This is a genomic window from Rhodococcus sp. (in: high G+C Gram-positive bacteria) (assembly GCF_049286785.1).
Classification (GTDB): domain Bacteria; phylum Actinomycetota; class Actinomycetes; order Mycobacteriales; family Mycobacteriaceae; genus Rhodococcus_F.
The window spans coordinates 1-13,480 of sequence record NZ_JBAQEO010000124.1 but is presented as its reverse complement, the minus strand read 5'-3'; the positions used below and the strand labels follow the sequence as shown (position 1 = coordinate 13,480).

The window sequence follows — 13,480 nt, the reverse complement described above, 5'->3', positions numbered from 1 at the left end:
GATCGGCCTCGGACCCGGGGCCCAGGGACCACAGGAACGCTCCGACGATGCCGACGACGACGAGCGCGCCGAGCGACAGCAGGGCCACCCTCAGCGCGTTCTTCTTCTTCGGCGGTTCGTCACCGGTGTGCGTGACCGGTTCCGGTGTGGGTGGCCGACGATGGTTGCTCGCCCCGGTGTCGACGGCACCGAGGATCGTGGTGCGATCCTCGTCGCTCATCACCGTCGGAGCGCTGGGGCGTTGCCCGCCGAGTACGCGGACGAGGTCGCTGCGCATGTCGGCCGCGCTCTGGTACCGGTTGGCGGGGTTCTTGCTCATCGCCTTGAGGATCACGGAGTCGAGTTCCGGCGGGATGTCCGGATTGACCGCGGACGGTGTCTGCGGGTCCTCTCGAACGTGCTGGTACGCGACGGCAACGGGTGAATCGCCCTTGAACGGGGGTTCGCCGGTCAGGATCTCGAACAGCACGCAGCCGAGCGAGTACACATCCGAGCGGGCATCGACCTGTTCACCACGAGCCTGCTCCGGAGACAGGTACTGAGCGGTGCCGATGACGGCCGCGGTCTGGGTCATGGGGCTCGACGCGTCGGAGATCGCCCGCGCGATACCGAAGTCCATGACCTTCACCGCGCCCGCACGGTTGATCATGACGTTCGCCGGTTTGACGTCTCGGTGCACGATGCCGTTGCGGTGGCTGAAGTCGAGAGCCGCACACACGTCGGAGATGACTTCCATGGCCTGGCGCGGCGACATCGGGCCATCCCTGCGCACGATATCGCGCAGGGTATCGCCCTCCACGTACTCCATCACGATGTACGGCAGCGGACCCGCCTCCGTCTCCGCCTCGCCGGTGTCGTACACGGCGACGATGGCCGGATGGTTCAGGGCGGCAGCGTTCTGTGCTTCGCGGCGGAACCGCAGGTAGAAGGAGGGGTCGCGGGCGAGGTCGGCGCGCAGGACCTTGATCGCCACATCACGGCTGAGTCGGACGTCACGGGCGAGATGGACCTCGGACATGCCGCCGAAGCCGAGAATCTCACCCAGCTCGTAGCGTGAGGAGAGGTTACGCGGTGTCGTCATGGCTGTCCTTGAGGCGTCGGAGTGGTCGTCTCCGGCGTGGTTGTCGTGGTCGTCGTGGTCGTCGTGGTGGGCTCGGTGGTGGTGGTCGTCGTGGAGGGCACGGTGGTGGTGGTCGTGGTTGTGGTCGTCGGTTGCGTGGTGGTGGTCGTCTGTTCCGTTGTCGTCGGCTCCGTGGTCGTTGTCGTCGGCTCGGTGGTCGTGGTGGTGGTCGTCGGCCGCGGCGTGGTGGTGATCGTCCGCAATGACGACGTCAAACCGGGGGTTACCGGATTCTTTGTGTCCTCGCCGCCACCGAACAGGATCATTGCCAGCGCGATGATCCCCGCGAGGAGCAGCAGTCCACCCGCGCCCCACGCGACCGCCTTCTGGCCGCTGGTCAGTCCGCCACGTTCGCCGTCGTCACCGTCCGAATCGCCATGGTCCCCACCGGTGATCGGGCCCGCGTATACCGCCTGGGACGGCGGCATCATCTGGGTCGCGCCGGTCATCGGTGGTGGTGGCAGCACCCGCGCTGTCGCAGCACCACCGTGAGAACCGGGAGGGGGTGGTCGCCGGCCCGCGCGGACGGCGGCCACGGCGTCCGCGAACTCCCCACCGCTCGCATACCGCGCCGCCGGATCCTTGGCGATCGTGATGTCGATCAATTCGCGAATGTTCTGGGGCAGGTCGGTGGGTAGGGGCGCCGGCGCCTCCTGCACGTGCTTCATGGCCACGGTGATCGCACCGTCACCGATGAAGGGACGCCGTCCGGACAATGCCTCGTACCCGACGATCCCCAGCGAGTAGACGTCACTCGCCGCCGTCGCGTCCTGTCCCAGCGCCTGCTCGGGGGCAATGTACTGCGCTGTGCCCATCACCATGCCGGTCCGTGTGACAGGCGAGTTCTCGACCGCCTTGGCGATACCGAAGTCGGTGATCTTGACCTGTCCGGTGGGGGTGATCAGGATGTTCCCCGGCTTCACGTCCCGGTGCACGACCCCGGCGTCGTGAGCAACCTGCAATGCGCGACCGGTCTGCTCGAGCATGTCGAGTGCGTGCGGTACGGCAAGCCGGCCGACGCGGGCGAGGACGGCGTTGAGCGGCTCACCGTTGACGAGTTCCATCACCAGATACGCGGTGGATTCGCCGCTGCTGTCCCGGACCTCGCCGTAGTCGTAGATCCCGGCGATGCCGGGATGGTTCAGCTGCGCCGTGGTCCGCGCCTCGAAGCGGAAACGTTCGAGGAACTCGGGGTCGGAGGAGAACTCGGACTTGAGGACCTTCACCGCCACGCGACGGTTGAGCCGGTTGTCCGTCGCCTCCCAGACCTGACCCATTCCGCCTGTGGCGATGAGCCGCAGCAGACGGTATCGGCCGGCGATCAGCGCGCCATTGTTCAATGCCACAATCAGCCCCCTTGTAATCCGGCTGCGATGACGGCACGCCCAATGGGGGCAGCCACCGAGCCGCCTGTTGCGGCGAGCGCTCGATCCCCGCCGTCCTCGACGATGACCGCTATGGCCACCGTCGGGTTCTTGGCGGGCGCGAAGGCGATGTACCAGGCGTGCGGCGGAGTGTTCCGCGGGTCGGATCCGTGCTCGGCGGTGCCGGTCTTGGAAGCGATCTGCACCCCGGGGATCTTGCCTTCGCCGCTGGTGTTGTTCTCGGAGCCGATCATCAGATCTGTCAGAGTCGCCGCGACCTGGGAGGACATGGACTGGCCGTCGGACACCGGATTGGCGGTCGCGAGATTGGAGAGGTCGGGTCCCTGCAGTTCCGACACCAGTTGCGGTTCCATCCGCACGCCGCCGTTGGCGACGGTAGCAGCGATCATCGCATTCTGCAGTGGCGTCAACGCCACGTCGCGCTGGCCGATGCTGCTCTGGCCGAGCGCCGCACTGTCCGTGATCTGTCCGATCGTGCTGTCCGCGACCGGAATCGGCACGCCGTCCATTGACGATCCGATACCGAGCGCGGCCGCCTGCTCCTTCAGGGCGTCGGCACCGGTCTCGATGCCGAGTTCGACGAACGCGGTATTGCAGGACCGCGCGAACGCTTCCCGCAGCGACGCCGTCGGTGCGCCGCCACAGGTGGAGCCGTTGTAATTCTCGAGGGTGGTCGTGGTGTCGGGAAGAGTGATCTGCGGTGCCGCGGTCAACTGTGTGTCGGGGGCCGCTCCGGCAGCGAGCGCGGCGGCGGTCACCACCACCTTGAAGGTGGAGCCCGGCGGGTACGTCTGCGACACGGCCCGGTTGATCAGCGGCTTGTCGGGGTCGGCGTTGAGCGCCTCCCAGGCCTGCGTGGTCTCGGTGCCGTCGTGGCTGGCCAACCTGTTGGGGTCGTAGCTCGGGGTGCTGACCATGGCGAGGATGCGTCCGGTGCTCGGTTCGATCGCCACCACCGAACCGGTGTAACCCTTCGACGTCAGCTGGTCGTACGCCACCTGCTGCATGACGGGGTCGACGGTGGTCACCACGTTTCCGCCACGGGGGTCGCGACCGGACACGAGATCGAAGAAACGGCGACCGAACAGCCGGTTGTCGGAACCGTTGAGAACCTGGTCCTCGGACCGTTCGAGTCCGGTGCTGCCGTACTGCATCGAGTAGAAGCCGGTGACCGGGGCGTTGGCCAGGGGGCTCGACGGCGCCGCCGGGTTCGGCGGGTAGGTGCGCAGGTACTTGTAGCGGTCGTCGGTGGGGACGGACGCCGCGAGAACCTGGCCGGCAGCGGAGATCTGGCCCCGCTGGCGTGAGTACTCGTCGAGTAGGACACGGGAGTTGCGAGGATCGGCCCGTAGGTCGTCCGCCTTGATGACCTGTACGTAGGTGGCGTTGGCGAGGAGGGCGACCACCATCACCATGACGGCGATCGCGACGCGACGCAGTGGTGTGTTCATGGGCGCCGGACCACCTCGGTCGGGGCGTCGGCGATGGGAGCCGGGCCCCTCTTCTGCGGGACCGCCGGCTCACGTGCGGCGTCGGAGATCTTGATGAGGATCGCGAGCAGCAGGTAGTTGGCCAGCAGCGAAGAACCGCCGTACGACATGAACGGGGTGGTCAGACCCGTGAGGGGAATGAGCTTGGTGACGCCGCCGACCACGACGAACACCTGGATGGCAATGGTGAACGACAGTCCCGCGGCGAGGAGCTTGCCGAAGCTGTCGCGCACGGCCAGCGCGGTGCGTAGACCGCGGATGACAAGGATGAGGAACAGCATCAGTACGGCGGCCAGGCCGATGAGGCCCAGTTCCTCGCCGATGGTCGCGACGATGAAGTCGGTCTTCGCGAACGGCACCTGAGACGGCCTGCCGCTGCCCAGTCCCGTTCCGGCGACACCTCCGGTGGCGAGCCCGAACAGGGACTGTGAGATCTGATAGCCCGTGTTGTTGTAATCCTCGAGCGGGTCGAGCCACGTGCTCACCCGCACCCGGACGTGCCCGAACAGCTGGTATGCGAAGAAGAAGCCGATGGCGAGGAGTCCGCCGCCGATCACCAGCCACCCGACGCGTTCCGTCGCGATGTAGAGCATCACGAGCACCGTGGTGAACAACAGCAGCGACGTTCCGAGGTCCTTCTCGAACACCAGGACGCCCACCGACACCATCCACGCGAGGAGGATCGGTCCCAGATCGCGGGCGCGCGGCAGGTCCATGCCGAGCACGTGCTTGCCCGCGGTGGTGAACAGGTCACGCTTCGCGACCAGGACGGAGGCGAAGAAGATGATCAGGAGTATCTTCGCGAACTCACCCGGCTGAATGCTGAAGCCGGGAAGACGAATCCAGATCTTGGCACCGTTCACCTCGGAAAAGCTGGACGGCAGCAGCGCCGGGATCGCGAGGAACACGAGCCCGGCCAGACCGAGCGTGTAGCTGTATCGGGCAAGGAGCCGATAGTCCTTCAACAACACCAGCACCGCGACGAAACCGGCGATGGCCAGCGTGGTCCACAGCACCTGCTGGTTGGCGTCCGGTGACGGAATCGGCAGCCCGAAGGAGACGGCCGACTGGGCGTCCGCCAGATCGAGACGGTGGATCAGGACGAGACCGAGCCCGTTCAGCAAGGCGACAATCGGAAGAAGCAGCGGATCGGCGTACGGCGCAAAGCGCCGCACTGCGAGGTGCGCGATAAGGAACAACGCCGCGTACGTCGCCGCGTACTTCCCGAGGTCCCACGTGATGCTCTGTTCCTGGCTGGCCTCAACCAGCACCAGGGACAGCGTCGTGATCAGGATCGCGAGACCGATGAGTACCAATTCGGTATTCCGCCGCGTCGACTGGACGGGGGCAGGCGCGAAACCACCGGGTGGACTGGGAAATTGCGCCCCAGTTGATGCACTCGAGACCGACATCAGCTAGCCGTCCTGCAGTTCTGACCGGGCACCTGGGGCACAGTCGTCGCCGGTGTGGTGGTCGGGGCGGGTGACGTCGTCTCGGGAGCCGGTGCGGGAGCCGGTGCGGGAGCAGGTGGTGCCGTGGTCTCCGGAGCCGGAGCCGGAGCCGGAGCCGGAGCCGGGGTCGGGGTGGCGGTGGTCGTCGACCCGATTTCACACAGGGGAAGCAGATCGTTCTCCACGAGCCGCGTCATCTGGTCGCGTGCGTCGTCGAGCTTGCCCGACGGCAGCCCGGCGCGTACCTGTTCGCGGGCGGACGGCTGTAGGTCGTCCACCTGGAGCACGGTGCAGTCGGAGGGCATGTCGGTGGGCGGCACCAGGGTCAGGCCGCCGGTGTCGCTGACACACCCCACGAGATTCGGCTCTTGCAGCGAGTAGCCGAGGACGGAGCCGGGGACACCGCGCAGCACGGTGACCCGCTCACCTTCGGCACCCACGTAGTAGTTGTTGCGGACCAGGGTGCGGCCCACGAACGCCGCGGCGACGAGCAGCACGACGAGCCCAAGGGCGACAAGAGCCCACCGCAGCCGATGCGTCTTCTTCGCCGGACGATCCTCCACCTGCGGAATCACCCGCTTGGGGGTGGCCCGCGGGGGGCGCATCGCGGCGGCGCGGCCTGCCGCGGTGTTGGGCGGCGGGGTGTCCTCGTCGTCGGCGGATGCCGCACCGGCCACGATCGGATGGCTCTGGCCGTAGTCGAGATCGATGACGTCGGCGACGACGACGGTCACATTGTCCGGTCCACCGCTGCGAAGAGCGAGTTCGATGAGCCTGTCGGCGCACTCGTCCTGCGTGCCTTCCCGCATGGTGTTCTCGATGGTCTCGTCGCTGACGACGTCCGAAAGGCCGTCCGAACACAGCAGATAACGGTCGCCGGCGCGCGCTTCGCGGACGGTGAGCGTCGGCTCGATCTCGTTCCCTGTGAGCGCCCGCATGATCAGCGACCGCTGCGGATGCGTGTGCGCCTGCTCGGCGGTGATCCGGCCCTCGTCGACGAGAGACTGAACGAAGGTGTCGTCGCGGGTGATCTGAGTCAACTTGTTGTCGCGAAGAAGGTAGGCGCGGGAATCGCCGATGTGAACCAGTCCGAGCTTGCTGCCCGAGAAGAGGATCGCGGTGAGCGTGGTGCCCATGCCGTCGAGTTCCGGGTCCTCCTGGACGTGATCGGCGATGGAGTCGTTGCCTTCACGCGTCGCGGCTTCCAGTTTGCCGAGCAGATCCTCGCCGGGTTCGTCGTCGTCGAGGTGCGCGAGGGCGGCGATCATCAGCTGCGAAGCGACCTCACCGGCCGCGTGGCCACCCATGCCGTCGGCAAGTGCGAGGAGACGGGCTCCGGCGTATACGGAATCTTCGTTGTTGGAACGGACGAGGCCGCGATCGCTACGGGCCGCGTAGCGGAGTACGAGGGTCACGGGCGCAGCTCGATTACCGTCTTGCCGACGCGTACGGGGGTACCGAGCGGCACACGAACAGAAGTGGTGACCTTGGCGCGGTCCAGGTAGGTGCCATTGGTGGACCCGAGATCTTCGACGTACCAGTCGGCGCCTCGCGGGGAGAGCCGGGCATGTCGGGTGGAGGCGTAGTCGTCGGTGAGGACGAGGGTCGAATCGTCGGCCCTGCCGATGAGGACGGGTTGCGTGCCGAGGGTGATCCGGGTGCCGGCCAGGCTGCCTTGTGTCACCACCAGATACTTCGCCGTCTTCGTCTTGCCGAGGGACGGCAGCACGTTTCCGCTTCGCGAATATCTCGGGGGCACACGGACACCGGACCCAGCGTAGATGTCACCCCGCAGTGCGCGCAGGACGGACCACACGAAGAGCCAGAGCAGAAGTAGGAACCCTGCTCGCGTCAGTTGCAGAATCAACCCTTGCACGGCAGCCCACCTCCTTCTGTTACCGGAACATTCGACATCCGGGCGTCTTTTTCTGGCAGCAACATAGGGGCAACCCGCACCCTGCGATCAGGATACGGACAGCCCACAACGATACTGAGTCGACGTCCTGTTACGTCCGACACGGCGCGGGGCGCGATGTCGGTCGAGCATCGAAACCGTCTCGGTTATATCTCGGCTCAGACGATTCGAACCAGGATCTCCGAGTGACCCGCACGGATGATGTCGCCGTCGGCGAGCTGCCAGTCCTGAACGGGCGCTCCGTTGACGGTGGTGCCGTTGGTCGAGCCGAGATCGGACAGCATCGCGACCTGCCCGTCCCAACGGATGTCGATGTGACGGCGGGAGACTCCGGTGTCGGGAAGCCGGAACTGCGCCTCCTGGCCACGGCCGATGATGTTGTTGCCCTCGCGGAGCTGGAAGTGGCGCCCGCTGCCGTCTTCGAGTTGCAGGGTCGCGGTGAAGGTGTGGCCCTCGGGGGAGTAGGCCGGCTGGTTGTAGCCGCCGTGGTCGTACCCCGCGTAACCCTGCTGCTGGTCGTAGGCGGGCTGGTCGTAGCCGGCCTGGTAACCGCCGCCCTGCTGGTAGCCCTGGTCGTACGCCTGCGGCTGAGCGTATCCGCCGTCGGCGTAGGAACCGTCGGGGTAGCGGGCAGGGGCCGCCTGCGGGTCGTAGTTCGGGAAGTCCTGGGCGTAGCCGGCCTCGCGGTAGTCGTACCCGTCGTCTGCCGGCTGCTCGTAACCCTGCCCGTAGGCGGGTTCCTGCTGCGGGTAGCCGCCACGCTGGGCGTCGGGGTAGGGCTGCTGCGGCTGCTCGTAACCACCGCGGTAGTCGGCACCGCGGTCGTACCCGTTCTGATTACCCTGCGGGTACCGCTGGTCCTGGCCTGCGTGGGCGTGACCGTTTCGCGCGTACTGCGGATCGGGCTTACGGTTGCCGGCTGGTTCGCGGCTGGGGTCGTAGCCTGAGTTCTGCGTCATGGGGCCAGCTCCTGGATTCGACGTGACGGGTACATGCGGTGCCTGGGGTCGCGGTGCGGGCCCGCGGGGCGGTTCTGGTCGTCCCGGACGAGACGTCTCTGGACGGCCGGCGTCCGGATCCACCGAACCCCGGGTGCGGAACTGCCCGGTGTGCAGTGACGGCGACGGTTCGAACGCGACATGAATGGGACCATACGTCTGCCAGCCCTGGTCGCGAATGAAGTCTTCCAAGTGGCGTGCGAAAGCTTTGATCGTCAGGTCTCGGTCGGCAGCCAGTTCTTCGTGATCTGAGTTGTTGATGCTGATCACGTAGCTGTTGGGGGCCAGGAGATGACCACCGTCCAACTGCTGGATCCGATCGGCGGCTTCCTGCTGCAAGGCCGCCTCGACCTCTTGCGGTACGACGCCACCGCCGAATACCCGGGCGAACGCGTCGCCCACGGCACCTTGGAGCTTCCGCTCGAAGCGTTGAACTATCCCCATCGGAACCTCCCTTCGGTGCCTCATGGTCAGGTCGGCCGTGTCGTGACACTGCCGTGCGTGCATCTCACGGTACTGTCCTCGTGTCGAGTCGCGACACGGGTCTCCGGCCCTTGCATGATATCGGTCTTTGCCCGAACTGGTGTTTCTGTTCCCTTTTCGGCCCCTGACCTGTACGAATCGTATTTTCCGCAAGCGCCGTGATAATGTTTTCGAGTCGCTCGGGCGAGTGGCGGAATGGCAGACGCGCTGGCTTCAGGTGCCAGTGTCCTTCGGGACGTGGGGGTTCAAGTCCCCCTTCGCCCACCACGAGCAGTTCCACGAACTGCACAGAACGAGGTCACGAACTCGAAGGAGTCCGTGGCCTCGTTTTCGTTGGGTTGGTCGGATGAAACCTGCCGAGACGGGCCCGCCTCGAACGCCGGTACTGGAGCAGTGACCTGCGCAACCGGCGGCTCCCCTGGGAGGGGGCGTGATTACAGCTGCGTTTCCAGGATGGTATTCGCGTGTTCGGCTTCGAGTCGCCGGGTCGGTAGAGACGATGAGAGTGTCTACCTCGTCGATTCCGGTTGCTGCGCACCAGGTATGGTCCGCAGGCCACCAGGAGTTGAGTGTGCGCATCCGAAAGGTGGCCAGCCATGCTCGGTTGCTGTTCCAGCACACGCGCCCCGCGGAATTCGGTCAGTCGATGAGGGCGGTCGCCTCGACTTCGACGAGCACATCCGGCTCGAACAGGTAGTCCACGCCGATGAGCGATGCCGGCGGCAGCGGCAGAGTGAGCCCGATCTCCTCGGCGACCTGCTCGACACCGGCCATGAACTCACCGATCTTCTCGGGCTTCCAGTCCGTGACGTAGAAGGTCAGCCGGAGGACGTCGTCGAAGGTCGCGCCCACCCCGGTCAACCCTGTCGCGGTGTTGCGCAGTGCTTGGGCGACCTGCCCCGCGAGATCACCTCGAGCCACCGGGGTTCCATCAGCGAGCCGCGCGATCTGACCTGCGACGTGGACGTGTCGGGTTCCGGAGCCGACAGCGACGTGGTGATACGGAGTGGGCCGCGTCATTCCCTCGGGGGTGAAGTACTGAACGGTCATGGAAGTTCTCCTCGAATATCGAACTGAGCAGGTATAACATTGATACCTGGTATACAGAGGTCACTTCAACGAGACTAGGTAGCATGCGCGATACTCCCCAGGCCGTTCGCGACGAACTCACGATCACCCCGCCTCATCGAGAGTTGCTTGATCAGATCCTCGACAAGTGGTCGTTGGCGCTGCTCAACGAACTGTGCGAGCACCCAAGCCGCTTCAACGAACTGCGCCGCGCGATCCCTTCGGTGACGCAGAAATCTTTGACCGCCACCCTGCGTCGACTCGAACGCAACGGCATCATCGAGCGCGAACTTCTCAGCTCTCGCCCGGTCGCCGTCGAATACCGGATCACCCCGCTCGGCAAGACCCTTCGTCATCCGGTCGATGTCCTACTCGGCTGGGCCGAAACCCACATGCCCGAGATTGAAAACGCACGCACACGCTTCGATGCCGAGTCGGAACTCGCCTGACGCATCGCACGGCATTCGGACGCGGTGGCCTGTGACGCTCGCGTGTCCGCGTCAGGGCGACCGGGGCAAGCTCTGGAGATCGATGGGAATTGGCCTTTCTGTTTTGCCCTTGTTCGTTATCGGGACCCCCGGAAGAGACCCAATCGTTACATTTGCTAATCTCATGATGGCACTGGCCGCAGCTGACGACTCGCTGCGGCCAGTTGTTATTTGCGGGAGCATTGGCACATGTACGAGGAACGGGCGTCGTCGTTCGCCGGCGTGGTCGTGGCAGAAGATCATGGCCGTACCGTGCGCCGAATCAGGGAGGCGAGCGGTACGTGGGTCTGCGGTTCTCTCCCTGCGCGTTGCCGAATCTGCTGAACGTGTCCGCGGAGGACTTGACGAACCTCCGGGTTCCGCTCGGCGACATCCGGTGCGACCGCTCCACCACAGAGTTCGTCGCCCGGATCGCCGACGGTGCCGACCCGGCGTACGGGCTCGAGGCGCACCTGATCCGGGAGGCGAACGAGTTGACCGGTCAGCCCTTCGGCCGGCTGATCACGGCGTGAACGGTGCGAACAAGTCGACGGGATTGCCGTCCGGATCGTCGATGGTTGCGTAGCGCTGACCCCACGGCGCATCCCACGGCTCCTTCCGGGGTGTGGAGCCGGCGGCAGTCATCTCGGTGAAGACCCGGTCCACGTCTTGCGGCGACTCGCATGCGAACGCCAATGAGATGCGATGTCCGCCAGCGGGTTCGGTCCAGTCCGGCGTGAAGGAGCGGATGGTCGCGACCGTGTCCCACAGTATTCGGACGCCACCGGGCAAGGTGTATTCGACGTGGGCCATGAAGTCCCCGTCCGGGGGAATCGCGAGTCCCAGCCGGCGATAGAAGGCGAGCGACGCGGGAATATCGTGAACCACCAGTTCGATGGCGCTGAATGATGCAGTCATACGAATGACGCTAGCGATGCGGCGCGATTCGGATAGAAGATTTCGGACATCGAAGAGCTGAGTCCGATTTCTTCAATCGCCGGGGCGCTCGTACGGGAATGCTGGGGGCATGACCACCGAATCCACCCACGTAAGCCTGTTCATCGACCGATCCGCCGCCGACGTGTACGTCTTTGCGAGCGATCCGGCCAACCTTCCGGCCTGGGCCTCGGGATTGAGTAGCTCCATCACCCAAGAGGACGGCCGCTGGATCGTGGAGTCCCCGATGGGCCGTGTCACGGTCACCTTCGTGCCCGCCAACGACTTCGGGATCCTCGACCACCACGTGACCCTGCCCAGCGGCGAGACGGTGTACAACCCGGTGCGAGTCATCCCGGACGGCGAACGCAGCGAGGTGGTCTTCACCCTCCGTCGCCGGGAGGCAATGACGGCCGACGACTTCGCGCGCGATGCCCAGGCAGTTGCAGCGGATCTGCGGAAGCTGAAGGAATTGCTGGAGCGGCCATCGCGGATACCGCTGCGGTGAGCCGCTCGTACGCCGCTCGGGTTTCGGGTGCCAGAAAGTCGTGTGTGATGACGATCCCCATGCCCAGATGCTGGTCGTAGGGGATGGTCTCGACACCCCACACCTGGCCCCCGAGGTATTCGCGCAATAGCGCCACGTCGACCTGCCAGCCGGCGCTGTCCTGGTTGGACACGGTCACGACCGTGCGGGCCAGTCCTTGCTCGCCGAGGGTGTCCGCGATCGACTGCAACGCCGAGCGCAGACGGTTGAACGCGTCCGCCCGGCACGGTACGACCAGGATGATCGGTGACGGGGACGCGAGGAGCGGCGCCAGATAGGTGGCGCGCGCACGGTGTCCGAGGTCGTACACGCCGGTCGCCCGACGTGTCCGCAGTGTCTCGTCGAGCGCGTGGCACTCACTCGGGACGGCGCTCTCGTTGCCGGCTCGATGCACGATCCGGGCTCCGGCGCTCGTGCGGGAGCAGTATCCGTCGAAGATGTCGTCGGCGACGGCACCGGCATTCGCGGAGGCTACGAGTTGTTCGAGACCCCTCACCGACAGCACGGCATCGGCGCCGCGTTCGGCGACGTCGCCACCTGCCGGGGTGGCATCGACCGCGACGACTGTCGCCCCGCGCGCGGCGTAGGTATTCGCGAGGCCGAGCGCCGTTGTAGTGGCTCCCGCCCCTCCGCAGGCGCCCAGTACCAGTGCGGATGCCGGCGGGAGGGACCGATCCGGTTCGTTCGTCAATTCGCTACTCCGATGGATGTGATGAGGGTCCGGCCGCCGCGATCGGTGGTGGTGACGACCTGCTCGTACTTCTGTTCCGACCCGTCCGGGCGTCGCTCGGACAGCGTCACCGCGTAGCGCCCGGCTTCGATCCGGGTGATGGCGAGGCAGTGTTCGGTGCCTTCGGGGGTGGAATCGATACCGGCCTGGATGGCCTCGGCGGTGTTCACGGTTGCGTCGGACGTGACCACCTCGCGCGCCTTCGTGCCACTCCGCAGGGCGTAGTAGGCGTAGTCGAATGACAGAATCGCCTGGGCCCCATCGGAAGTCCCGCCGGGTCCGTTACCGGTGACCGTCGAACCGCTCTCGGAGAGCGCGCACCAGGCCGAACTTTCGGCCGTCGCCACGGGCCTTCCGGTTCGGTCCTGCGATATCGAGGTCGCCACGGCCACCACACCGATGAGAACGGCGAGCACCGCTGCCGCAGCCCCTGCGACCGCGAGTTTCCGGCCTTCTCGACCGTCAGGAACAGGTAGTGGCGGATCGGTTTCGTCCGCACCGGTCAGCCACGTCGGGGGCGGAGGAGGTGGCGGTTCCCGAGGTTCGGGTTCCGGAGCGACCGCCGGCTGCGGTGTGGCAACCGGTTGCGGGGCCGGAGCCGACTCGAAAGGCGGATACCACTGCGCCAGGCGGTCCAGGGGCGGTTCTGTCACGATCTGAATCCTTCACTCCGGGGTCCCTCGTGTGCCCCCGACCGTGGGCCGGGGTGCACACGAGGGGAGCGGATCACACGTGCAATGTCGCCTGGCTGCTCAGGTTCAGGCCGCCGATCGTGTACCTGGCGGGACCGCTGTCGGTCGACTGGAGCTGCGGCAGCTCGGGCGCGGGGATGGCAGCAATCGCCTCGATTGCCTGCCCGATCAGCGGGTAGTGCTGTGCCGCATCCGAAA

13 protein-coding genes and 1 tRNA gene are annotated in these 13,480 nt (G+C 66.1%); 4 read left to right on the top strand and 10 right to left on the bottom strand.

The genetic code is table 11. The features are described 5' to 3' along the window. The 7 genes from pknB to WAW17_RS04910 all read right to left on the bottom strand — a co-directional run. Positions 1 to 1,081 (bottom strand): Stk1 family PASTA domain-containing Ser/Thr kinase (pknB, locus tag WAW17_RS04940; RefSeq protein ID WP_422331891.1); only part of this gene is annotated, 1,081 nt, incomplete at its 3' end. Then, on the bottom strand, positions 1,078 to 2,466 hold the full coding sequence (locus WAW17_RS04935) for a protein kinase domain-containing protein (RefSeq protein WP_422331890.1): 1,389 nt from the start codon (positions 2,464 to 2,466) through the stop codon (positions 1,078 to 1,080). The genes WAW17_RS04935 and pknB, both read right to left, overlap by 4 nt. Positions 2,467 to 2,468: 2 nt before the next feature. After that, positions 2,469 to 3,956 (bottom strand): penicillin-binding transpeptidase domain-containing protein, encoded by a 1,488-nt coding sequence (locus WAW17_RS04930; protein WP_422331889.1) that lies wholly within the window; start codon positions 3,954 to 3,956, stop codon positions 2,469 to 2,471. Beyond that, the gene (locus WAW17_RS04925) at positions 3,953 to 5,407 is read right to left on the bottom strand and encodes an FtsW/RodA/SpoVE family cell cycle protein (protein WP_422331888.1); all 1,455 of its coding nucleotides are present in this window, start codon (positions 5,405 to 5,407) and stop codon (positions 3,953 to 3,955) included. The genes WAW17_RS04930 and WAW17_RS04925 overlap by 4 nt, the downstream gene beginning before the upstream one ends. Beyond that, on the bottom strand, positions 5,407 to 6,861 hold the full coding sequence (locus tag WAW17_RS04920; RefSeq protein WP_422331887.1) for a PP2C family protein-serine/threonine phosphatase: 1,455 nt from the start codon (positions 6,859 to 6,861) through the stop codon (positions 5,407 to 5,409). Before WAW17_RS04920 ends, WAW17_RS04925 begins: the two co-directional genes overlap by 1 nt. Next, entirely contained in the window at positions 6,858 to 7,322 is a 465-nt protein-coding gene (locus WAW17_RS04915) for an FHA domain-containing protein FhaB/FipA (RefSeq protein ID WP_422331886.1), read from the bottom strand. Before WAW17_RS04915 ends, WAW17_RS04920 begins: the two co-directional genes overlap by 4 nt. A gap of 197 nt (positions 7,323 to 7,519) precedes the next feature. Continuing rightward, entirely contained in the window at positions 7,520 to 8,803 is a 1,284-nt protein-coding gene (locus WAW17_RS04910; RefSeq protein WP_422331885.1) for an FhaA domain-containing protein, read from the bottom strand. A 220-nt stretch (positions 8,804 to 9,023) separates the two neighbouring features. Between WAW17_RS04910 and WAW17_RS04905 the strand changes: the two genes are divergently transcribed. After that, positions 9,024 to 9,109 (top strand) — tRNA-Leu (locus tag WAW17_RS04905). Positions 9,110 to 9,481: 372 nt separating this feature from the next. Here WAW17_RS04905 and WAW17_RS04900 read toward each other — a convergent pair. After that, positions 9,482 to 9,892, bottom strand: coding sequence for a RidA family protein (locus tag WAW17_RS04900; RefSeq protein WP_422331884.1), 411 nt, complete (start codon positions 9,890 to 9,892; stop codon positions 9,482 to 9,484). Between the two features lie 83 nt (positions 9,893 to 9,975). Here WAW17_RS04900 and WAW17_RS04895 point away from each other — a divergent pair, with 83 nt between their 5' ends. Next, positions 9,976 to 10,359 (top strand): winged helix-turn-helix transcriptional regulator, encoded by a 384-nt coding sequence (locus tag WAW17_RS04895; RefSeq protein ID WP_422331883.1) that lies wholly within the window; start codon positions 9,976 to 9,978, stop codon positions 10,357 to 10,359. A gap of 320 nt (positions 10,360 to 10,679) precedes the next feature. Continuing rightward, positions 10,680 to 10,910, top strand: a complete 231-nt coding sequence (locus WAW17_RS04890; RefSeq protein WP_422331882.1) for a hypothetical protein — start codon at positions 10,680 to 10,682, stop codon at positions 10,908 to 10,910. Here the strand turns inward: WAW17_RS04890 and WAW17_RS04885 are convergent. Continuing rightward, on the bottom strand, positions 10,900 to 11,295 hold the full coding sequence (locus tag WAW17_RS04885; protein ID WP_422331881.1) for a VOC family protein: 396 nt from the start codon (positions 11,293 to 11,295) through the stop codon (positions 10,900 to 10,902). The genes WAW17_RS04890 and WAW17_RS04885 overlap by 11 nt on opposite strands. A gap of 109 nt (positions 11,296 to 11,404) precedes the next feature. Between WAW17_RS04885 and WAW17_RS04880 the strand changes: the two genes are divergently transcribed. After that, entirely contained in the window at positions 11,405 to 11,821 is a 417-nt protein-coding gene (locus WAW17_RS04880) for an SRPBCC family protein (protein ID WP_422331880.1), read from the top strand. Positions 11,822 to 12,547: 726 nt separating this feature from the next. On the opposite strand, the gene WAW17_RS04875 is transcribed toward WAW17_RS04880, so the two are convergent. After that, on the bottom strand, positions 12,548 to 13,243 hold the full coding sequence (locus tag WAW17_RS04875; RefSeq protein WP_422331879.1) for a hypothetical protein: 696 nt from the start codon (positions 13,241 to 13,243) through the stop codon (positions 12,548 to 12,550). Positions 13,244 to 13,480 lie beyond the last annotated feature (237 nt).